21 protein-coding genes and 3 pseudogenes are annotated in these 22,620 nt (G+C 35.4%); 21 read left to right on the forward strand and 3 right to left on the reverse strand.

The window, feature by feature from the left end; all coding sequences use genetic code 11:
- Positions 1-34 precede the first annotated feature (34 nt).
- From ACZ42F_RS04055 to ACZ42F_RS04115, 13 genes and pseudogenes are all read left to right on the forward strand, one after another.
- Positions 35-3,571 (forward strand): FAD-binding and (Fe-S)-binding domain-containing protein, encoded by a 3,537-nt coding sequence (locus ACZ42F_RS04055; protein ID WP_464279847.1) that lies wholly within the window; start codon positions 35-37, stop codon positions 3,569-3,571.
- On the forward strand, positions 3,571-3,696 hold the full coding sequence (locus tag ACZ42F_RS04060) for a hypothetical protein (RefSeq protein WP_464279848.1): 126 nt from the start codon (positions 3,571-3,573) through the stop codon (positions 3,694-3,696). The genes ACZ42F_RS04055 and ACZ42F_RS04060 overlap by 1 nt, the downstream gene beginning before the upstream one ends.
- 11 nt (positions 3,697-3,707) lie before the next feature.
- The gene (gene ruvX, locus ACZ42F_RS04065; protein WP_464280191.1) at positions 3,708-3,986 is read left to right on the forward strand and encodes a Holliday junction resolvase RuvX; all 279 of its coding nucleotides are present in this window, start codon (positions 3,708-3,710) and stop codon (positions 3,984-3,986) included.
- A complete protein-coding gene (locus ACZ42F_RS04070) occupies positions 3,983-4,420 on the forward strand; it encodes an endolytic transglycosylase MltG (RefSeq protein ID WP_464279849.1) in 438 nt (145 codons plus the stop codon). Before ruvX ends, ACZ42F_RS04070 begins: the two co-directional genes overlap by 4 nt.
- Complete coding sequence (mltG, locus tag ACZ42F_RS04075; RefSeq protein WP_464279850.1) at positions 4,339-4,989, forward strand: endolytic transglycosylase MltG; 651 nt, start codon at positions 4,339-4,341, stop codon at positions 4,987-4,989. The genes ACZ42F_RS04070 and mltG overlap by 82 nt, the downstream gene beginning before the upstream one ends.
- Before the next feature lie 153 nt (positions 4,990-5,142).
- Positions 5,143-6,609 carry an ABC transporter substrate-binding protein gene (locus ACZ42F_RS04080; protein WP_464280192.1) on the forward strand — a complete coding sequence of 489 codons (1,467 nt, stop codon included), beginning with the start codon at positions 5,143-5,145 and terminating at the stop codon, positions 6,607-6,609.
- A gap of 73 nt (positions 6,610-6,682) precedes the next feature.
- Positions 6,683-7,660, forward strand: a complete 978-nt coding sequence (locus ACZ42F_RS04085) for an ABC transporter permease (RefSeq protein WP_464279851.1) — start codon at positions 6,683-6,685, stop codon at positions 7,658-7,660.
- A pseudogene (locus tag ACZ42F_RS04090) lies at positions 7,657-8,575 on the forward strand (ABC transporter permease). The gene ACZ42F_RS04085 and the pseudogene ACZ42F_RS04090 overlap by 4 nt, the downstream one beginning before the upstream one ends.
- Positions 8,576-8,581: 6 nt before the next feature.
- Positions 8,582-9,540, forward strand: a pseudogene (locus ACZ42F_RS04095) (ABC transporter ATP-binding protein).
- A 33-nt stretch (positions 9,541-9,573) separates the two neighbouring features.
- Positions 9,574-10,587 carry an ABC transporter ATP-binding protein gene (locus tag ACZ42F_RS04100; protein WP_029968288.1) on the forward strand — a complete coding sequence of 338 codons (1,014 nt, stop codon included), beginning with the start codon at positions 9,574-9,576 and terminating at the stop codon, positions 10,585-10,587.
- A gap of 10 nt (positions 10,588-10,597) precedes the next feature.
- The gene (locus ACZ42F_RS04105) at positions 10,598-10,792 is read left to right on the forward strand and encodes a ubiquitin family protein (RefSeq protein ID WP_029968290.1); all 195 of its coding nucleotides are present in this window, start codon (positions 10,598-10,600) and stop codon (positions 10,790-10,792) included.
- 7 nt (positions 10,793-10,799) lie between these two features.
- A pseudogene (locus tag ACZ42F_RS04110) lies at positions 10,800-11,698 on the forward strand (TIGR00269 family protein).
- Positions 11,692-12,240 carry a nucleoside deaminase gene (locus ACZ42F_RS04115; protein WP_464279852.1) on the forward strand — a complete coding sequence of 183 codons (549 nt, stop codon included), beginning with the start codon at positions 11,692-11,694 and terminating at the stop codon, positions 12,238-12,240. Before ACZ42F_RS04110 ends, ACZ42F_RS04115 begins: the two are co-directional and overlap by 7 nt.
- Here ACZ42F_RS04115 and ACZ42F_RS04120 read toward each other — a convergent pair.
- From ACZ42F_RS04120 to lon, 3 genes are all read right to left on the reverse strand, one after another.
- Positions 12,237-12,965 (reverse strand): L-serine ammonia-lyase, iron-sulfur-dependent, subunit alpha, encoded by a 729-nt coding sequence (locus ACZ42F_RS04120; RefSeq protein ID WP_464279853.1) that lies wholly within the window; start codon positions 12,963-12,965, stop codon positions 12,237-12,239. The genes ACZ42F_RS04115 and ACZ42F_RS04120 overlap by 4 nt on opposite strands.
- A 95-nt stretch (positions 12,966-13,060) precedes the next feature.
- Entirely contained in the window at positions 13,061-13,516 is a 456-nt protein-coding gene (locus ACZ42F_RS04125; protein ID WP_464279854.1) for a hypothetical protein, read from the reverse strand.
- A 251-nt stretch (positions 13,517-13,767) separates the two neighbouring features.
- Positions 13,768-15,786, reverse strand: a complete 2,019-nt coding sequence (gene lon, locus ACZ42F_RS04130) for an endopeptidase La (RefSeq protein WP_464279855.1) — start codon at positions 15,784-15,786, stop codon at positions 13,768-13,770.
- A 280-nt stretch (positions 15,787-16,066) separates the two neighbouring features.
- Between lon and ACZ42F_RS04135 the strand changes: the two genes are divergently transcribed.
- The 8 genes from ACZ42F_RS04135 to ACZ42F_RS04170 all read left to right on the forward strand — a co-directional run bounded on the left by ACZ42F_RS04135 (position 16,067) and on the right by ACZ42F_RS04170 (position 22,612).
- A complete protein-coding gene (locus ACZ42F_RS04135) occupies positions 16,067-16,243 on the forward strand; it encodes a hypothetical protein (protein ID WP_464279856.1) in 177 nt (58 codons plus the stop codon).
- Positions 16,240-16,713: a hypothetical protein gene (locus ACZ42F_RS04140; RefSeq protein WP_464279857.1), complete on the forward strand. Its 474-nt coding sequence runs from the start codon at positions 16,240-16,242 to the stop codon at positions 16,711-16,713. Before ACZ42F_RS04135 ends, ACZ42F_RS04140 begins: the two co-directional genes overlap by 4 nt.
- Before the next feature lie 27 nt (positions 16,714-16,740).
- Positions 16,741-17,271: a hypothetical protein gene (locus ACZ42F_RS04145; protein ID WP_464279858.1), complete on the forward strand. Its 531-nt coding sequence runs from the start codon at positions 16,741-16,743 to the stop codon at positions 17,269-17,271.
- 130 nt (positions 17,272-17,401) lie between these two features.
- On the forward strand, positions 17,402-19,213 hold the full coding sequence (locus ACZ42F_RS04150) for an SLC13 family permease (protein ID WP_464279859.1): 1,812 nt from the start codon (positions 17,402-17,404) through the stop codon (positions 19,211-19,213).
- 450 nt (positions 19,214-19,663) lie between these two features.
- Positions 19,664-20,686: a sensor histidine kinase gene (locus ACZ42F_RS04155; RefSeq protein ID WP_464279860.1), complete on the forward strand. Its 1,023-nt coding sequence runs from the start codon at positions 19,664-19,666 to the stop codon at positions 20,684-20,686.
- A 4-nt stretch (positions 20,687-20,690) separates the two neighbouring features.
- Positions 20,691-21,602, forward strand: coding sequence for a sigma-54-dependent transcriptional regulator (locus tag ACZ42F_RS04160; protein WP_464279861.1), 912 nt, complete (start codon positions 20,691-20,693; stop codon positions 21,600-21,602).
- Positions 21,586-22,041, forward strand: a complete 456-nt coding sequence (locus tag ACZ42F_RS04165) for an AAA-type ATPase lid domain-containing protein (RefSeq protein WP_464280193.1) — start codon at positions 21,586-21,588, stop codon at positions 22,039-22,041. The genes ACZ42F_RS04160 and ACZ42F_RS04165 overlap by 17 nt, the downstream gene beginning before the upstream one ends.
- Positions 22,042-22,060: 19 nt before the next feature.
- Positions 22,061-22,612 (forward strand): CBS domain-containing protein, encoded by a 552-nt coding sequence (locus ACZ42F_RS04170; RefSeq protein WP_464279862.1) that lies wholly within the window; start codon positions 22,061-22,063, stop codon positions 22,610-22,612.
- Positions 22,613-22,620 lie beyond the last annotated feature (8 nt).

Genomic DNA, 22,620 nt, shown 5'->3' on the forward strand with positions numbered 1-22,620 from the left:
TACTTTTTACAAGTTTAAGCAATAGGAACAAAAAATGAGTCAAAGAAAACCTCATATTTCTCTGGCCTCTGAGCGACTAATCAAGCGCGTTTTAAAATTAAATCTCAACCAGTTTCGTGCTTGGCCAGAAAGTGTTCAAAACCTGGCGCTCAGTTTGGCAGCAGAAATTTTTATTATTCGTTATAATCCTTTTATCAAGCCCCAGTTGGTAAGGCAAAGTGTTTTTTCCCGCCTGAAAGGTGAAAGGACCTCTCTTTCTGAAGAATATTATGAAATAATTTCCACCTGTTTAGAAAATTACTGGAAAGAATTTGAGCAGGATGAAGCTTTTAAGCAAAAAGTAGTTAAAAGACTAAAACAATTTATGGAAGAAGAGCAAATATCTTTAGAACCCAATGCCATTGCTGAATGTTCTACTGATGCCACAGACCTGCGCATGGAACTTCCCCTTATGGTCCTTTTTCCTGAAAGTACCACTCAAATTAGAAAAATCATTGAATTAGCCAACGAACTTCACTTTTCCCTTATTCCCCGTGGAGGTGGCTCTGGCCTTACTGGTGGAGCAGTACCTGCAGGAAGAAGATCTGTAATTTTAAGTCTAAGCAGGCTAAAAAAAATACTTAAAATTGACCCGGATAATCTCTATCTCTGCGTCCAGGCCGGAGTTATTACCTTAGATGCCATAAAGGCTGCTGCCAGATATAACTTACTTTTGACCGTAGATCCTGCTTCCAAGGCTGCTTCTTCTCTGGGCGGAAATGTAGCTGAAAATGCTGGTGGTCCTTATGCTTTTGAATATGGAACCACTCTGGACAATATCTTAAGCTACAAAATGATCTTGCCCACTGGAGAATTAATAGAGGTAAAGAGAAAAAATCACCCTCGTCATAAAATATTACCTCAAGAAACAGCTACTTTTGAAATTTATAACGAGCAAGGAAAATTAAAAGAGGTAATTCGCTTAAAAGGAGAAGAAATAAGAAAAGCAGGACTGGGCAAAGATGTAACCAATAAATATTTAGGAGGACTTCCTGGTATTCAAAAAGAAGGTGTTGATGGCATTATCACTGAAATTTGCTTTATACTCCATCCCAAACCTGCCCTGTCCAGGACTCTTTGTTTAGAATTTTATGGCAAATCCATGCGCAATGCAGCTCTGGTCATCAATGATATTGTAAAATTAAGAGATACCATAAGAACCCAGGGAGATCTGGTTAAAATCTCAGCTTTAGAAGAATTTGGAATTAAATATGTCCAGGCTATCGAGTATCAAAAAAAATCAACCCGCTACGAAGGTGAACCCATATCTGTATTACTTCTCCAGTTAGATTCAGATGACCTAGAAGCTTTAGAAGATGCTGTACACAAAATAGTAGAACTAACCTCTCCTTATGAAGGAGTAGATATTTTTGTAGCTAGAGATGAAAAAGAAGCAGAAATTTTCTGGGAAGATAGACATAAACTTTCGGCCATTACTAAAAGAACCAGTGGATTCAAAATAAATGAAGATGTGGTTATTCCCTTAGAAGCAGTACCTGCCTTTTCTGATTTTTTGGAAAATTTAAATTTATATTATTTAGCTAAAGCCTATAGAAAAGCTTTACAAAAAGTACAAAATCTTCCTGGTATAGACATAGAAGATGAATTTATTCACATGGAACTAGATATAGCTTCAAAAATCTTAAAAAATAAAATAAATAAGGACCAGTTATCTGAACAGGAGTTACAGGTACAAATAGGCTTTTTCTTTCAAGATTTGAAGTCAAGATATTCAGCTTTAAAAGTAGATCTGGATAATATTTTAAATGAACTTTTTCTTACTCGTATTGAAATTGCCAATCACATGCATGCAGGCGATGGCAATTGCCATGTAAATATTCCTGTAAACTCCAATGACCTAGAAATGCTGGCCCAAGCAGAAGAGGCAACAGAAAAAATATTTGCCAAGGTATTAGAATTGGGAGGTCAAATTTCTGGTGAACATGGAATTGGAGTAACTAAAATAAACTTTTTAGAAACGGAAAAGATAAAAGCCCTTAGAGAATATAAAAGTATAGTTGATCCCAATGACATCTTTAATCCTAAGAAATTGATCCAAAAAGAATTACCAGTAGAACCCTATACCTTTTCCTTTAACCACTTAATCCAGGATATAAAAGGAAGTGCTTTAAAGGAAAGCGAAAAACAAGAATTAATCACTCTCTTAAAAAACATTCAAATATGTTCTCGTTGTGGTAAATGCAAACAAGTCTGCCCTATGTATCTACCAGAAAAAGGGCTTCTTTTTCATCCTCGAAACAAAAATATCACCCTTGGTGCCCTTATAGAAGCAATTTATTATACCCAGCTGCTAACAGGAGAGCCTGACCAGGAATTGCTGCATAGATTAAGAAAAATAATGGAACACTGTACAGCTTGTGGTAAATGTACCTTTGTCTGTCCTGTAAAAATAAAAAATGCAGAAGTAGCTTTGATGCTAAGAAACTTTTTAGAAGGTAGAGAGTCTTCAGGCCATCCCATCAAACACAAAATACTCAATTTAATATCGCAAAATCCTGAAGAATATATACCCAAAAGCGCCAAATTTGTTAGCATTGGACAGAGAATACAAAATAAAATAATTCCTTTTGTACCTGAAGTCTGGCGTAAAAAAATAAACAATCCCCTTTTTAAAGAAAAAGGTCCAGAAACTGAGTTTCTCAATCTTTATGAAACAATTGATACCTCTAAATATTTTATTTTTACTCCTAAGGAATATAGCACAACTGTTTTCTACTTTCCAGGATGTGGGGCCAGTGTATTTTATAGAAGTATTGGCCTGGCCAGTATCTACTTACTCTTAAAAAGCAAAGTAAAAGTAGTAATACCACCAAAACATCTGTGCTGCGGTTATCCTTTATTGGTATCCGGAGCTCAAAATGCTTACTCCAAAATAAGAGAGTCCAATATAACCCTCATAGAAAAGATTATTTCTCAAAAAGAAAATCAAGACCTAAACTTCTTTTTAACTTCCTGTGGTACCTGTAGAGAAGCAACGCAAAATTATAACTTAAAAATAAATAATCAATCAATTACGCATCTGGATGTAGTTCAATTTATTTTAAACCATCTACCTGAGCTTTGCTCTATTCCTCAAGATAAAATAATTTATCATCCTGCCTGTCATAGTGAGTGGGTAGGAGTAAATCCAGTAAAAAGTCCTGAAGTATACGCTAAAAACATATCTAGCTATCTCAAAACCCCAGTTCAAATAACTCCTGGTTGTTGTGGAGAAAGCGGACTTGGAGCCTTAACTTCTCCAGAAATATATAATAAAATAAGAGAAAGAAAATTAGAAAACTTAAAAAAAGATTTAAAAGACTACCCTACTCATCTACCCATAATTGTAGGCTGTCCCTCTTGTAAGATTGGTATTAAAAGAGCTCTGAATATTTTAAAATACAAATATTCAGTTTTGCATACCGTAGAATATCTTAGCATGTGCATAGGCGGACCAAAGTGGAAAAATGATTTTATTAAAAAGATCAAAAAAAGCAAAAAAGAAAATAATAAAATTATACTAGATATATAATGAGTAAAGTATTGGGAATAGACTTTGGTTTAAAAAGAATAGGTTTGGCCTTAGGATATGAAGAGTTTAAAATGTCTTTTCCTTATAAGACATTAGAAAAAAAGATAATGAGAGCCTATTTATAGAACTAAAGGAAATAGTAAAAAAAGAAGACATAAAAAAAATAGTAATAGGTATACCCAGGTATTTAAATGGAGAGGAATCTTTAACTACCAGACAGGTAAAAAATTTTATTAAACGCTTAAATTCCAAGTTAGGCTTACCTGTCTTGAGTGTAGATGAGGCCCTGACTTCTTTTGAAGCAGAAAAAATATTAAAATCTTCTGCTAGTAAAAAAAAATTAAAAGATAAAAAAAATATAGACCAACTCGCAGCTGTCATTATTTTAGACTCCTATTTTCAAACTACATCATGAAAAAAGTTTTTATCTATTTTTTTATAACCTTACTTCTTTTAGTTATAGGTAGTTATTACTATCTGTATATTTTTTGGAAACAACCTCAAAAAAGACTAAATACTAATAGTATAACTTTAGAAATAAATCCCCAGACTCCTACTAATGAAGTATTAAAAGTATTAAAACAAAAAAAAATTATTGGAGATATCTTTTTATTTAAACTAGCTAAAAAAATTTTTTCCCCTTCTAAATCTATAAAAGCAGGAATATATGAATTTAATCCCAACCTATCCTTAGAAGAAATCTATAACCTTTTATGTTCAGGGAAAGAGGTTCTTTTTCCTGTAACCATACCAGAAGGTTTAACCTGGTGGCAAACAGCCCATATTCTGGAAAAAAGGGGTTTGTCTCCTTTGAAGAATTTAAAAGGGCCGTCTTTGATGCAGAGTTAAAAAACAAATTCCATATTCCAGGCCCCTCTCTGGAAGGATATTTATTTCCCAGTACTTACTTTCTGTCCAAAACCAAACAATACACTGCTAAAGAATTAGTCCTTTTACTTCTCAACGCCTTTAAACAAAAAACTGCCCACCTATTTCCAGACTTCTCTCCAGATCAAATTCAAAAAACCGTAATTTTGGCTTCTTTAATAGAAAAAGAAACCTCTTTACCAGAGGAAAAACCTCTTATTGCTGGAGTTTTTCTTAATAGATTGAAAAAAAACATGCTCCTTCAATGTGATCCCACAGTAATCTATGGACTAGGGTTAGATTTTGATGGAAACTTGAAAAAATCTCATCTTAAAGATAAAACTAATCCCTACAATACCTATGTATATAAGGGATTACCACCTGGACCTATTTGTTCTCCAGGCCTTGACTCTCTCAAGGCAGCCTTACAGCCTAAAAAACATTCTTATTTATACTTTGTAGCTAAAGGAGATGGTTCCCATTTTTTTAGCGAAACTCTAAAAAAACATACTAGCGCAGTTTTAAAATTTCAGTTAAAGGGGAGGCGATAATGGTTGGAGGGGGTGTTTTGTTTTTTTGTTAAACCTTTAAAAAAACCCTTTAACTGGGAGGTTTTGTATGCGCAAACTTTTTCTCTTGGACTAGGAATTCTTCTTAGTCTGTGCTTGTTTGGTTTGGCCAATGCTAAAACTTTAAGATTGGCCATGGACGCAGATCCTGTATCCATGGATCCGCATGTTCAACTTTCTGGTGGGATGTTGCAGTACTCCCAACTGGTCTTTGATCCCTTGGTTCGCTGGACTCAGGATATGAAATTTGAACCTCGTCTGGCAGTAAAATGGGAACGCTTAAATCCCACAACTGTGCGTTTTTATTTGCGTAAAGGGGTAAAATTTCATTCGGGCAATCCTTTTACTGCCAAAGATGTAGCCTGGACCATGGCTCGTTTGAAAAAAAGTCCAGACTTTAAAGGCCTCTTTGAGCCCTTTGCTGAGCCCAAAATTGTAGATGATTATACCATTGATATCATCACTAAGGGGCCATATCCTTTGCTCTTAAACATGGCTACCTATATTTTCCCCATGGACAGCAAATTTTATACTGGCAAAGACGAGAATGGTCAGCCTAAAGATGCTATTGTCAAGACTGGTCCTTCTTTTGCCAATTCTCACGAATCTGGCACAGGAAAGTATGTTGTAGCTTACAGAGAACAGGGAGTAAAATGGATTTTAAAGGCTTTTAAGGACTACTGGGACAAAAACTCTGGTAATGTAGATGAAATTATTTTGACACCCATTAAAAATGACGCTACCAGAGTTGCCGCTTTGCTTTCTGGAGACGTGGACTTCATTATGCCTGTTCCACCTCAAGACTATTCCAGAATTGAAAAAAATCCCAACTTGCAGCTTATTACTATGCCTGGAGCGAGAATCATTACTTTCCAACTCAACCAAAAGAGACGTCCTGAATTTGCCAACAAAAAGGTTCGTCAGGCTATTGTTTATGCTGTAAATAATGTAGGTATTGTAGAAAAAATCATGAAAGGCAAAGCTACTCCAGCAGGTCAGCAATCTCCTGAAGGTTTCTTAGGTCATGTACCAGAGTTAACCCCTCGTTATGATCTGGCAAAAGCCAAGCAACTTATGAAAGAAGCTGGCTATCCCAATGGTTTTGAGTGCTCTATGATTGCTCCTAACAACCGTTATGTAAATGACGAAAAAATTGCTGAAGCTGTAGCTAGTATGCTTTCTAAAATTAACATCAAAGTTAACTTAAAAACCATGCCCAAGGCTCAATACTGGGATCAGTTTGATGCTAGGGCTGCTGATATTCAAATGATTGGTTGGCATCCTGATACTGAAGATTCTGCCAACTATACTGAGTTCTTACTTATGTGTCCTGATGAAAAGACTGGCTATGGCCAATACAATAGTGGAAACTACTGTAACCCAGAAGTAGATAAACTTATTTTACAAGCTCAAACTGAGACCAATGTAGAAAAGAGAAAAGCTATCTTACAAAAGGTAGAGCGTATTCTCTACGAAGACGCTGCTTTTGTACCTTTGCACTGGCAACACCTTTCTTGGGCTGCTTCCAAAAAGCTTAAAAATGCCAAGGATATTGTAAATAAACAAAACTTCCCCTACTTTGGGAACCTAATTATGGAATAATAATTCCATTAAAAGAGGGGAGATAACTCTCCCCTCTTCTTTATAAAAAAATTGAGAGTGGAAGAGAAGAACTATGTTTGCTTTTATTGTACGTCGATTTTTACAAGCTGTCTTTGTTATGTTAGTGATAAGTCTTATTGGTTTTTCTATTCAGCATCAAATTGGAGACCCAGTAAGAGACTTAGTAGGTATCTCAGTATCCAAAAAAGAAAGAGAGGCCTTAAGAGAAAAACTGGGACTAAATGATCCCTTTTTCATCCAATATGGAAGATTTTTAAAAAAAGCACTCCATGGTGATCTGGGCAGGTCTTTTTTTTATAAGAAACCAGCTGTAGATGTTATTTTATCCAAAGCACCTGCCACTCTGGAATTGGTTTTTGTAACCTCTATTTTAGTCATTGTCTTTTCGATTCCTCTGGGAATCTATTGCGCTATTTTTCCTAAAAAATTCTTATCTCGACTGATTATGGGAGCTAGTGTGGTGGGAGTTTCCATACCAGTCTTTTTAACGGCAATAATGCTTATTTACATATTTTCCGTAAAACTGGGAGTAATGCCTTCCTTTGGACGAGGAGAGCTAGTTCATATAGGGGGATATTGGTATTCAGGGCTTTTTACCTGGGATGGATTAAAACACTTGGTAATGCCCTCTATTGCCCTGACCTCAATTATGCTTCCTCTTTTCGTAAGACTCATTAGAGCGGAAATGATGGAAGTACTGGAATCAGAGTATATTCGCTTTGCCTGGGCTAAAGGACTTAAACCCAAAAGAATTTGGTTCGTGCATGCCTTTAAAAACACTTTATTGCCAGTAATCACAGTAGGCGGAGTACAGCTTGGAACTCTGATTGCTTTTACCATTTTAACTGAAAGTGTTTTTCAATGGCAGGGGCTGGGATTTCTCTTTGTAGAAGCAGTGGAAAGAGCTGATACCACTCTTCTGGTTTCCTATCTAATTTTTGTAGGTTTTGTTTTTGTACTGATAAATACGCTGGTAGATATTATTTATGGTTTAGTAAATCCAATGGTAAGAATAACGGGGAAAAAATGAGTACTAAATGGCAACAATTTAAAAATTCTTACTTTTTTCACAGTTTTATTCACGATAAGGTGGCCATTGTCAGTTTCGTCGTGCTGGTAATGCTGGTTGTCTGCAGTTTTTCTGCACCTATAATAGCACCCCATGACCCTTATGACACCACTACCATTGATGTTCTAGATGCAGAAACTCCACCCATCTGGATGGAAGGAGGAAATCCTAACTTTCTTCTAGGCACAGATGCCCAGGGAAGAGACATTCTCTCCACCATGCTCTATGGAATGAGAGTGTCTTTACTTATTGGCTTAGGGGCAGTTTTTTTACAAGCTTTTTTAGGTGTGGTTATTGGTCTGATAGCAGGATATTTTGGCGGTAAACTGGATTCTCTGCTCATGCGTCTTGCTGATGTACAGTTATCTTTCTCCACCTTAATGGTAGCTATCTTTATCTCAGCTATTTTTCAGGCCTTTTTTGGGATAAATAAATACGAAGAACTGGCTGTACCCTTTCTTATTATAGTTATTGGCCTGGCTGAATGGCCTCAATATGCCAGAACTGTTAGGGCTTCTGTATTGGCAGAAAAAGAAAGAATATGTAGAAGCAGCTAAGGTTATTGGTTTTGGTTCTGGCAGGATTATGTGGAAACACATTCTACCCAATACCCTTTCTCCCATCCTGGTCATATCCACTATCCAGGTAGCCAATGCCATTATGAGTGAAGCTGCTTTGTCCTTTTTGGGATTGGGTATGCCTGTAACCAAACCTTCTTTAGGCTCTCTCATTAATTCAGGTTTTGAATATATATTTAGTGGTTCCTGGTGGATTACTATTTTCCCGGGAATTTTATTGGTGATTTTAATTTTGGTAATAAACCTGCTTGGAGATTGGCTAAGAGACGTACTCAATCCTAAATTATATAAGGGTTAAGAAACAATGGATAAATTGTTAGAAGTAAAAGATTTGGTAGTTAAATTCGCTCTGCGTACAGGAACACTTACTGCACTTAATGGAATAAACTTTTCTCTTCTTCCTGGCGAACGCATGGGATTGGTGGGTGAAAGTGGTGCTGGAAAGTCTGTAGCTGGATTTTCCATCATCAATCTTATCAGCAAACCCGGGTTTATTGCTGGAGGAGAAATTATTTTTGAAGGAGAAGATATAAGTAAATACAATTTTGAACAAATGCGGTCTATCAGAGGGAATAAGATTTCCATGATTTTCCAGGACCCCATGATGACCTTAAATCCAGTATTGACCATTGGCACTCAGATGACAGAAACCCTGCTAGCCCACAAACAGATATCCAAAGAAGAAGCCACAGAAATTGCTATAGAATGTCTCAAAAAGGTTTATATTCCTTCTCCAGAAACCAGACTCAAACAATACCCGCATGAGTTTTCAGGGGGAATGCGGCAAAGAATTGTCATTGCCATTTCCCTTTTAACTACTCCTAAACTTATTATTGCAGATGAACCTACCACAGCTCTGGATGTTACCATTCAGGCTGAAATAATGGACCTACTCTTAGAACTTTGTATTAAAGAAAAAATGGGGTTGATTCTGATTACCCATGACCTGGGAGTAGTATCCCAGACTACTCAAAAAATAGCTGTAATGTATGCAGGCCGAATAGTGGAAAAGGGAAAAACTCTGGATATTATCACTAACCCCAAACATCCCTACACCCAGGGTTTAATCAAGGCCTTACCTCAAACCCACAAAAAAGGGGAAAACTCTACCAGATTCCAGGCATAATGCCCAATTTAAATCAAATTCCCTCAGGCTGCCCTTTTCATCCCAGATGTACCTTTAAAAAAGACATTTGCAGTCAAATAGAACCATCTCTAAAAAGCGTAGATAAGGGAGAAGTGGCCTGCCATCTTTATGCTTAGAATTTTGGAGAAAATTTTAGGAGCAAATTAATCATGCAAAGGGAGCAAATCTTAGAAGTACAAAATGTGGTCAAACACTTTGACATTTCAGGTGGAATTTTAGATCAATTGCGTTTTAATAAGGGCAAAATATATCTGGAAAAGAAAACAGTAAAAGCCTTAAATGGGGTAAGTTTAACTATAAATAAAGGTGAAACCTTTTCAGTGGTAGGAGAAAGTGGTTGCGGGAAATCCACCCTGGGCAGGACTGTTTTAGGTTTGTATCCACCCAATAAAGGACAAATTTTCTTTAAAGGAAATCGCATAGATAATTTATCTCCTAAAAAGATGTTGCCCTTTAGAACCAAAATGCAAATGATTTTCCAGGATCCCTATGCTTCTCTTAATCCCAGAAAAACAGTAAGAACTACTTTAGAAGAGCCTATTCGCTTTCATCAACCCTCTTTAAGTAAAAAAGAAATCAAAGAAAAAGTAGAAGAAATAATGGCCCAAGTAGGTGTGGATCCAGGCTGGGCAGACCGTTATCCTCACGAATTTTCAGGAGGGCAACGTCAACGTATCAGCATTGCCAGAGCCCTTATGGTAGATCCAGAGTTTATTGTAGCTGATGAACCTATCTCTGCTTTAGATGTTTCCATTCAAGCCCAGATTTTAAACCTACTTATGGAAGCCCAGGAAAAAAGAAATCTCTCTTATCTTTTTATTACTCATGACCTTTCTGTGGTAGAACACATAAGCTCTAGAGTGGCAGTTATGTATTTAGGCAGAATATGTGAAATGGGCCCCACTGAAAATCTCTTTGATTCTCCCAGACATCCTTATACTCAAGCCCTACTTTCAGCCATTCCCAAACTAGGGGAAACTGGCTTAAAGCACATTAAACTAAAGGGAGAGGTGCCCACCCCTATTCATCTGCCTTCTGGCTGTGTATTTCACCTGAGATGTCCCCATGCCAATGAACGCTGTAAAAAGGAAATCCCTGAACTCATTACCCTGGACAACCAAACCCAAGTGGCCTGTCACGGAGTAGAAGAAAAAAGAATATAAGGTAAAAACCATGAAAGTCATCCTGCAACCAGAAGAAAAAGAAATAATTTTACCTAAAATTAAATCTGTCAGGGCCTTATTAAACAAGTTAAATCTTTACCCAACCCAAGCCCTGATTATTAGAGATGGAGAATTATTAACTCCTGATGAAAAAATTTATCCTAAAGACACCATTATTGTACGTCAAATTACTTCCAGAGGTTAAACTATAAATGAAATGTACGCGTTGTAAACAAAAGGCTGTAGTAGCTCTACCCAGTCATAATGCTGGTTTTTGTCCCAGCTGCTATTTAGAATACTTTAAACGCCAGGTGGAAAAGGCCATCAAAGCCCAAAATATGTTTAGCTTTGAAGATAAAATTCTGGTGGCCATAAGTGGAGGCAAGGATTCCCTGGCCCTTACTCTGCAATTAAAAGAACTGGGCTATAATGTTTCTGGCTTACATATTGACTTAAATATACCTGAGTCTTCTGCTGAAGTAAGAAAAACCGTGGAAGATTTTTGCACCCTGCATTCCATTCCCCTCTATGTCTTGGAAATGAAAAAGAAGGACTTTCCATTCCAGAGGTAAAAAAGCGCCTTTCCCGTCCCATTTGCTCTGCCTGTGGACAAATAAAACGCTACCATTTTAATCTCTTTGCCAAAGAAAAAGGTTTTACAGTGCTAGCTACTGGACACAATTTGGACGATGAAGTGGCCAGGCTTTTTGCCAATACCTTGCGCTGGGATATAGATTATTTAAGCGACCAGGGACCAGTTTTAAAAGAAGAGCAAGGCTTTGTAAAAAAGGTAAAGCCTCTCTATCGTCTTACTGAATTTGAAACAGCCAACTACGCCTTTTTAAAGGGTATAAATTATAGCTATAAACCCTGCCCCTTTAGCAAAGGAGCCAGTTTTACTTTTTATAAAAAACTTATTGCCAGTCTCGAACAGGAACAACCTGGTAGAAAATTAAATTTTTACGAAACTTTTTTAAAGCAAGGACAAAAACCCTTTAAATTAGCAGCTTCCAGAAAAAATTCTCCTCTTAATGCTTGCTCCAGGTGTGGATATCCCACTTCTGGAGAAATATGCGGAGTTTGCAGAATCAAAGAACTTTTAGCATGTTAACAATAGAAATAACTCTTCCTTCCTGGTTGGATAAGTATTTTACAAATACTACCTTTTCCACACCAGAAGAAAAAATGGAACTGGCTATTACTCTGGCCAGAGAAAACCTTGTACAGGATACAGGCGGCCCCTTTGGAGCTGCTATTTTTGATGCCAGTACTGGCCAACTTATCTCCCTGGGAGTAAACCTGGTAACTTCTACCAATTGTTCTCCCTTACATGCAGAAATTGTTGCCTTTTTACTGGCTCATAAAAAACTAGGACATTTTCATTTAAATAAGATTACCTCTGTAGAGCTATATTCTTCTTCTGAGCCCTGTGCCATGTGTTTAGGAGCTTGTCTTTGGGCAGGAATAGATAAAGTAGTTTTTGGCGCTCCAGCTTCTATGGCCAGAGAAATTGGCTTTGATGAAGGGCCAATTTTCCCTCAATCCTGGGAATACTTAAAGAACAAGGGAATAGAAGTTCAAGGCCCCTTTTTAGCCGAACAAGCTGGTGCAGTACTAAAAACCTATAAGCAAGCGCAAAAAGTAATCTATTAAACTTTATAACTCATAATATCCAGCATCACATCATTGGCTTTGGGCATGCCCAGGGCAATAATTTTGCTTAAATTTTGAATAGTCTCTTCCCCGCTTTTACCCATAAAACCATCTTCATAACCTATTCCATATCCATTTAAAGCCATATAAGCAGATCTTAGAGCTGAATCTGCAGAAGTGGCAACCTTTAAAGCACATCCACCCTTTGCTCCATCACAAAGCATGCCTCCAATATCACTGATAATATTATTTATAGCCAGAGAAATATTGCTCAGGTTATCCTTTTGTTGCTGATAAACTATAGCAGCTGCTGCTCCCACGCCAGCAGCAATGGCACAACCACAAAGAGAAGAAAGGCTCCCAGTAAAAGCTTTAACATAACTGTTTAATAAATGAGAAAAGCCTATACTTTTTACTATGGTTTCTTCTTTTATTCCAAATTCCTTACCCACCAAATAGGGTACTAAAATGGCAACAATTCCCTGGTTTCCACTGCCACCACTGGCCATCACCGGCAAGTTTACTCCAGCCATTCTGGCATCAGTAGCAGCAGCAGTTAAAATTTTTACCTGAGAGAAAATGTTTTTACTAATAAATCCCTTATCTTCTAGCCTCTGCAAATAATACCCTACTTTTTTTAATTTAAGCCCCTCTTCAGCTATTTTTAGATTAGTAAAAACTCCTTTTAAAATATACTGGTAATCTTCCTTATCTATAGCTTCCACCAATTCTATAAAATCAGAGATATGTTTTGTTTGAAGTTTCTTTTTATAATCATCTTTTTCTTTCTCTGTCTCTTTACTATTGTGAGCAGAAAAAATTATTTCTTTATTCTTTTTACCAATTCCAGATTGGTATGAGAATGTTGCACTACAACCCTTACATATTCTGCACTGGAAAAGATTCTAACCTCAATGTATAAATTTTTTTTGCTATGATCTAAAATTAACTTAGCTTTTTGAGAATTAACAATTTCTTTGGCCTTCTTTAACTTATCAGGTTCGACTTCTTTTAAAATCTCCATTTTTAACTCAGGTTTAGCAATAAGTGCACCTAAAACTCCAGCTAAAAGATTGCCCTTTTCTCCATTAGTATTGGGAATGTGCACAGAAAAACCATTTTTATACACCCCAGAATCCAAAACAATCTCCAATCTCTCCCAGGGAGAATTGAGATAAAAAGAAGCAATACTACAGGCATAGGCCACAGCAATGGGCTCAGTACACCCCAAAGCCAAAAAAACTTCTTTTTCTAACACCTTTTTTAACAGGTTCATCTCTAAAAAATCCTTTAATTTAATATAGTTAACTCTTTTAAAAAAATAACAAAATAGTTTCTACTTAGCAATGTAAAAATAACTGCCTGAAAAATTGATCCGACTTATAAAGACTAAAGAAAACCAGGAAAAGTTTCCAATCCTTCTAGATAGACGACCTTATCTCAAAAAGTCTCCAGGCAAAACAGATAAAAAGGATTTTTAAACCAGAGCTTAAAAAAATAACAGATAAATTAATAAGTAAACTAAATTTAAACCACTAACTTTAAAGCCTCCTGTAAATCCCTGACCAAAGTGATCTCTAAATCCTTTTTAATATCTTCTGAGACTTCACTCAAATCCCCTTTATTTTTTTCAGGTAAAATAACCTTTTCTACGCCAGCCAAAGAAGCAGCCAGTAGTTTTTCTTTTATGCCGCCAACGGGTAAAACTCTACCTGTGAGGGTAATTTCTCCAGTCATGGCTATTTTTCTTTTACAAGGCACATCCAGCAAAAGCGAATAAAGGGCCACAGCAATGGCCAAGCCAGCCGAAGGACCATCCTTGGCAATGGCACCTGCAGGTACATGGATATGTAAGTCATGAGTAGCAAAAAAACTGTCTGGAATGCCAAACTCACTGGCCCTGCTCTTAAAAAAACTAACCGCAGCTTGAGCAGATTCCTTTAACACTTCTCCTAAGGAGCCTGTTAAAATCAGTTTATTATTTCCTTTCATCTTAGACACTTCTATAAACAAAATTTCTCCACCTGTAGGAGTCCAGGCCAAAGCAGTACTAACCCCTACTCTATCCTGGGCATCTAAAACCAGAGGCATATATTTAGGCGGACCAAGTAACTCCACAATCTTTTGTTCATCTACCCTGGCTTGTCTTTTATCTGAAAGTAAAAACTCCTTGGCCAGTTTCCGACAAACAGCATCTATCTGCCTTTGCAACCCCCTAAGCCCGGCTTCCTTGGTATAATGCGCAATAAGATAGCGAATTCCTTGTTCAGGGAACTCCAGTTCAAAATCGCCTAAAGCAGATTTTTCAACGGCTTTGGGAATAAGATAATTTTTGGCAATTTGTAATTTCTCTTCCTGAGTATAGCCAGAAAGATGAATTACCTCTAACCTATCCAGCAAAGGACCAGGAATGGTCTCTAAGGTATTAGCTGTTGCAATAAACATCACCTTGGAAAGGTCAAAGGGAATTTCCAGATAATGATCAACAAAAGCTTTGTTTTGTTCTGGATCTAAAACTTCCAGTAAAGGAGCTGAAGGATCTCCTTTAAAATCCTGACTGACTTTATCCAGTTCATCTAACATAAAAACAGGATTTTTACTGCCACAATTTTTTATCTCCTGAATAATACGACCAGGTAAAGCTCCCACATAACTACGGCGATGCCCCCTTATCTGAGCCTCATCCTTTACTCCTGCCAGGGATATGCGGACAAATTTGCGACCCAGGCTTCTGGCAATAGAAAGGCCCAAAGAAGTTTTACCTGTGCCAGGAGGACCAACAAAACAAAGAATAGGTCCTCTAGGATCCAGGCGAACCATCCTTTTATTGAGGGCATTTTTTACGGTATTGCGAACTTCTGTCAGCTCCAAGGGCTTGGATAAAAAATGATAAGAACCTTTTTTTAAAGCAGAAACTGCACTAGAAACCGTGGCATAACCAGTAATGATAATAACTTCTATATTTTTATCCTTTTTCTTTACATAATCTAAAAGTTCAAAACCATCTACATCTTGCATCTTAAGATCAGTAATAACCAAGTCATATTTGTTATTATCTATTTTATGTATAGCTTCAGCTCCATTCAAGGAATATTCAACTTCATAACCTTCTTTTTCCAGGACATGCTTTAAGTTTAAACAGGTTATTTTTTCGTCGTCTACGACTAAAATTTTTACTTTTTTCCTACTTCTAAGTTGTCTTATGGCTAAAAACTCTAAAATCCTCTCTTTAACATCATCTAACCCATAATGATCTTCATCTAATATTTCTTTAGCATGCTTTAAATCTAAATTATCCTGTGTTATAATATCCCAGGGTAATTCTAAAACATAGTTTATGTAGTTTAATCCTATAGTGTACTCTGCAGAAGAAGTACTAATATATTTTATTTTTTCCAGTTCTTTTAATAAAACTTTTTTTACTTCTTCAGGTAAAGAAGAGTCTATAATTCTGGTTTCTAAAACTTTTAATTCTCCTGAATATTGTTCTTCACTAGTTTTAACTTCTTCTTTTTCTTGATTTTCTTTATCCTTGCGAAAAAACATAATCTATCCTCCTCAAATGACTATTTTGCTATAACTTAAAAAAAAGAAAAAAGCAAGAAATAGCCCTTCAGCTGGATATTGCCATTTGCAACAAAACAATATTTACATCATAACTACTTATAATATTTTATTTTTTATCTAAAACCATCCTACTTATCTTTAAAAGACTATTTCTTTTTGTAACAACAACTAAATAGAACTAAAAAATATATTCAATAATTTCAAAATGTTAATTATGGCATGCTTTATGCTCATTCCCTAAACAAAGGAGGGTAGAAAAATGAAACTCAGAGAAAAATTAGAAAAATTAATGGTAGCAATTAGTTTTGCTGAAGCCAATTGCCCTAAAGAGGCTAAGTTTTTTTTACAGGAATCTAAAAAACAAAACAATTTAAGGCCTGAAAAAAAGTTTGTTCCAGACCAACATCTAGACCTAGATGTTAGGAGAAGTTTATGAGTTGCATCCTACTTGCTAGTAGTAATTTTAACTTAAACCCCAAAGCATTAAAGTATGCTTGGGAATTAAGTGAAGAACTAAATAGTAAATTCTCTATCTTGGAAGTAATGTCTCTTTCAGCAGAAAAGAATTATTTAGATAAAATTAAAGATAAATTTAAAAAAATTAGATGGTTTTTAGAAGATAGCATGGTAAGTATAACTTATGCAGAAGCACTTACCTTAGATGAATACAAAAAAAATATCCAAAAAGAGTTAGAAATTATAAATAAATATAAACCCATAGATAAAGCAAAAATACCAGATATATACATAAAACAAGGTGATATTGTAAAAGAAATAAAAGAATTTATTATAAAGCATAGAAATATAGTAATGACTATATTACCAGTCTATTCTCTTGGTCTAAACTCTAAGCAAGTGTTCACTTTAAGAAAGGATATAAACACCCCTTTAGTAGTTGTAAAATAATTAAAAAAAATAATATAGGAGGATTTTATGTTTTTTAAAAAATTATTTAGCAAAAAAGCGAGAGAAAAATTAGAAAAATATCAGGAAGCAGTAACTTTTGCAGAAGAAGGAGACATTAAAGGAGCAAGTCAACTTCTGCAAGAAAAATCTTCTTCCAATACAATCTCTCCAAAACTTCTGGTTTTAAGTGAAAGTTCCAACTTTAGTGAAAAAATGATGGACTACAGTTTAGATATGGCTAAAAGAATGGGATATAAAATTCTGGCTTGTAATTCTGCACCTATCAAAAATGACACCCCCTTTAACCAAGAATTAAAACAAAATTTAGAGAAATCCTTTTTAGAAGAAAGCAAACGCTCCTTTGCTAGATTTCAAGAAAAGGCCAAAGAATTGGGAATAGAAATAGAACACAAAGTATTTCTTTTAGCCAAAGAAAAGGCTTTGGAAATTTTATCTCAAGAAAATCCCATTGAATTTGTTATCTCTGATATTGATAGAGAATACACTACCAATGCAGAACAAGCTGAAGAAAGGCTGTGTGTATATTCACTTTGTTAGGAGGAAAGTATGGGAAGTCAATTCTATTTTGGAATTTTTATTATCGTAGTAACCTTTATTCTCTGTTTCTTATTTAGAAAAGAAAACAAAAAATAAGCATTATAATAAATGAATTGATTCGGGAGGGATTATGACACCAGAGATGCTGCTTACTATGATTGTTTTAGGATTTGTTATTTTTCTTTTTGTTTCTGAGTGGGTAAGAGTAGATGTTGTTGGAATCATGATGATGGTAATCTTGCCTCTAATTGGCCTGGTAACACCCCAAGAAGCCTTTGTGGGTCTAAGCTCAAATGCTGTTGTTTCCATTATTGCTGTCATTATCATTGGAGCTGGACTGGATAAAACTGGCATAATGAACAAAGTAGCCAAACCAATAATTAAACTGGCAGGAAAAAGTGAAAAAAGAATTATTACCTTTATTGCTGGAACAGTGGGTATTATTTCCAGTATGATGCAAAACATTGGTGCGGCTGCCCTGTTTTTGCCTGCAGCCGAAAGAATAGCCAAACGCACAGGCGTTCCCATCTCCAGAATCCTTATGCCCATGGGATTTTGTGCCATTATTGGTGGCACAATCACTTTAGTAGGTGCAAGCCCCACTATTCTTTTAAATGATTTAATGGTCTTAAATGGAGAAAAATTAACCCCCTTTGGGCTTTTTACTCAAACTCCTATAGGTATAGCCCTCTTAGCCTCGGCAATTATTTATTTTGCTTTTTTTGGCAAATATGTTTTACCTGCAGGTAAAGGTACATCGGAAAAAGGTATTTCAGATTTATTGTTAGAGGCTTATACAGGACTGGAAAGTATTTTTGAATTACAAGTTCCAGCCAATTTTTCTCCCCAGAGTTTACTTCAACTCCAGCTAAAAGAAAAATATCTGGTTACCATTGTAGCTATTGCTAAAGAGAAAAAGAAAGAAAAAATTTTAGTTCCCAAAAGTGAAGATATCTTAGAACCAAACGATACGATTGCTGTAGTTGGTAAAAAGAAAAATGTAGAAATTATGGCCAAGGAATTAAATTTTATTTTAAAAAATGGATTAGAAGTATTTTCCGAAGAACTTGCCAAAACCAACGCAGGACTTGCCGAAGCCATTATCACTCCAAGATCAGAATTGATTGGTAAAACTTTGTATGAAACTAAGTTTAAAGAAATGTATGGAGTTACTCCCATTGCTCTAATCAAAAACAATAGAATATATTATTCTGGCTTAACTCAAATGAAACTTGGATTGGGAGATACTTTACTTTTATTTGGTCCCTGGGAAAAGTTTCATATTTTAAAAGGAAGACCTCAACCTAGGCCCATTGCCTTTGCCAGTCCTTTAGAAGGTGAAATTTTAAAACCCCATAAAGCCAAGTGGGCTGCCTTTTGGCTGGCTTTAGCCCTGGCTCAAATTATTTTCTTCAAAGTAAAACTTTCCGTAGCCTTAATGTCTGGCGCTTTGGGCATGATTATCACCGGAGTGCTTACTGTAGATGAAGCTTATCGTTCTGTGGACTGGATGACAGTATTTTTGTTAGCAGGTTTAATTCCTCTGGGTATTGCTTTTGAAAAAACAGGCACTGCCTCTTTTATTGCCCACAAGGTATTAAGCTTAATAGGTCAACCCACTCCCATTATTCTTCTAACAGTAATAGGATTAATGACTTCCTTTTTCACTCTAGTTATCTCCAATGTAGGTGCTACGGTACTCCTGGTGCCGTTGTGTATGAACATGGCAGTCATGGCAGGAGGTGATCCCAGAATGGCTGCCCTGGTGGTAGGCTTATCTGCTTCCAATACCTTTGTTTTACCCACACACCAAGTAAATGCGCTGGTTATGAGACCTGGAGGATATAGAACTGTAGATTATGCCAAAGCAGGGACAATTATGACCATCCTTTTCTTGGTGGTAGAGCTAGGTATGCTTTACTTTTTCTACGGTATTCAATAATATCTCAAAAAATAGTAAAAAGGAATTCAGGTCTTGTATGATCTGAATTCCTTTAGAAAAAGCTATGAAGTATAAACTAAGCTTGAGACAAAAAATTGTTATAACTTTTTTTATTTTATTTAGTATAGTTATACTAGTATCAATTTTAGGATTTTTAAACTATAATAGATTAAATACAACTATTCATATATTAGAAAAAAAGAATCTCTTCTAAATAATATATTAGAGTCAAGAAGATATGAGAAAAATTTTTTTATAACTAAAGATATAAGTAATTTAAAAATTGCAATTGAATTTTTAAACAAAGGAAAAATTCAGATTAATGAACTTCTTAAAGAAGAAAATAGTGATTTCTTAAAAAAAGAATTAGTTTTAATTGAAAATTATGAAAAAGAAATAAAAAATTTTATAACAAAATATAATTCTTCTCTTTCTCTAGAAAATATAAACATGACAAGTATACAAGAAAAAGGAAGACTTGCCACTATAGAACTAGAAAAAGCAATAAACGAGAAAAGAAGTGAAATAAAAAAAATAATACAAAGCTCAAGAATATTCTTATTAATAAGTATATCCTCTTTTGTTTTATTGGCTATTATAACCTTTCTATTTTTAGTAAAGAATGTAAATAAGCCCTTAAAAAATATAGAAAAAGCCATTCAAAAAATCGTATCTGGAGATTACGAATCTATTCCCAAGATAAAAACTGGAGACGAATTTGAAAATCTGGCAGAAAACATAAACAACCTCCTTAAAGAAATGCGCCTGCGAAACAGACAACTTTTACAAAAGGAAAAAATGGCTGCTCTAGGTACTTTAACCTCTGGAGTAGCTCATGAAATAAATAACCCGCTAAACAACATCTCTACTTCTCTACAAATTATCCTGGAAGAATTAGAGGGAGGAGACATTAAGCTGCACCAAGAGCTTTTAGAAGAGGCCCTAAGACAGGTAGACAGAGCCAAAGACATTGTCAAAAGTCTCTTAGAATTCTCCAGAGAATCTTCCTTTAATCCTAAGGAGGTTAATTTTAAGACTCTTATTCAAAAAACTCTAAAGTTGATCCAGGGAGAAATTCCAACTCATTTACAAATTGAAATAAAAGTGCCGGAAAACCTGATAGTCAAACTTGACTCCAGGAGAATTCAACAGGTCCTTTTAAATCTCATTTTAAATGCCATTCAGGCCATAGATAACAACCCTGGAAAAATCATTATAGGAGCAGAAACTGTAAACAATGATCAGGATTTACGCTTTTATATAGAGGATACTGGCCCAGGAATCCCCAAAGAAAACCTTTCAAAAATATTTGATCCTTTTTTTACTACAAAAGATGTAGGAGCAGGTTCAGGCCTGGGTCTAGCTGTTTCACAAGGGATTATAGAACAACACGGGGGTAAAATAGAAGTAGAAAGTGAACTAAATAAAGGAACTAAATTTACCATTACTATCCCTAAAGCTATAATTGTTTAAGATTATGACAAATACTATACTCATTATAGATGACGAAAAAATTGCTTTAAAAAATTTAGAGCATATTTTAAATAAAGATAGCTATAAGGTTATAGCTATAGATAATCCTAAAAAAGCTTTGCAGTTTCTAGAGAAATCAGAACCTGATATAGTTATAACAGACTTAAAAATGCCAGAAATAGATGGAATATCAATTTTAAGAAAGGTTAAAGAATTATATCCTAACACAGAAGTAATTCTTTTAACTGGTTATGCTACTGTAGATACTGCTGTAAAAGCAATGAAAATTGGTGCTTATAATTATGTAGAAAAGCCTTACAACATAGATAAAATTAGAAGTATAGTCAAAGAAGCTATAACTAAAAGGAATTTAATTTTAGAAAATATAAAATTAAAAAATGAACTTTCTAAAGAAAATATCTTGAGTAAAATAAAGGGAGAAAGCCCACAAATTAAAAGTGTTCTAAAAACTATAGAACAAGTTGCTCCAACCAATACCAATATTCTTATTACTGGCGAAAGTGGTACAGGTAAAGAACTTATAGCCAGAGCTATCCACGAATTAAGCCCAAGAAAAAATTATCCTTTTATTGCCTTTAATTGTGGAGCTTTTACTGAAGAGTTAATTGCCAATGAACTTTTTGGACATGAAAAGGGAGCTTTTACTGGAGCCTATAGTTTTAAAAAAGGGTTAATTGAAGAAGCCAATAAAGGAACTTTATTTTTGGATGAAATTGGGGACATGCCTCTATCTCAACAGGTAAAATTACTTCGGGTTATCCAGGAAAAAGAACTCTTAAGGGTTGGAGCTACTAAACCTGTTAAAATAGATGTACGCTTTATAGCTGCTACCCACAGAAACCTTCAAGAAGAAATAGAAGAAGGCAACTTCAGACAAGATCTTTTTTCAGGCTAAATGTAATTTCCATAACTCTTCCACCCTTAAGAGAGCGCAAAGAGGATATACCCATCCTGGCGAATTATTTTTTGGTGAAAAAACTCAAGAACAACAAAAAAACATAAAAGGCTTTGACCCAGAAACCATAAAGTTCCTTAAAACTTACACCTGGCCTGGCAACATTAGAGAACTGGAAAATGTAATAGAAAGAATGGTAGCTTTAAGTCAAAATGAAATTTTAGCTCCTGATGATTTACCCGGTTATTTAAAGGGAATGGACATAATTATTTACAACAAAGATTCCTCTGATATTCCATCGCTGGAAGAAGTGGAAAAAAAGTATATTTATTGGGTTTTGGAACAATGCAATTTCAATAAAACCAAAGCAGCTAAACTGATAGGAATAGATAGGGTGTCTTTGTGGAGAAAATTAAAAAAATATAATTTAGAATACTAAAACTTATCAGGGAGGATTTATGTTAGTATCCAGATTGATGAGGAGGCGTTTAGTCTTGGCGACTCCAGAATGCGGTTTTAAAACTCTATTGTGTAAAATGGGTAAATTGGCACCACGGCAAATCTATGTGGTGGAAGATGATTTAAAATTAAAGGGAATCATTACTGGTTATGACCTGTTAAAAGTAGTGCTGCCAAAATACATGGATTCCAATCTTTTAAAATCCATTCAAGAACCAGAGATTGATGATTATTTGCGTAAATGTATCAACAAAGTGGCAGATAAAAAAGCTGGAGAGATTATGATTACTGAATTTGTTTTTCTAAAGCCAACCGACCATGTTATGGAAGCAGAGTCTTTGATTGTGGAAAAGGGCATAAATGCCTTGCCAGTACTGGATGAAAATGGTCGTTTACTGGGAGAAGTAAATAGAAGGGATATTCTTGAGTACATGGCAGGAGTATGTGATATATGTAGCCAGAAAGAATTTGGGATTGTAAATTTAGAAGAGATACGAGCTGAAGAAGATTATCAAAGTTGTTTTTATAAATTACTAGAGGAAGACGAATAAAGGAGGAT

It is taken from the genome of Desulfonauticus autotrophicus, assembly GCF_055381725.1.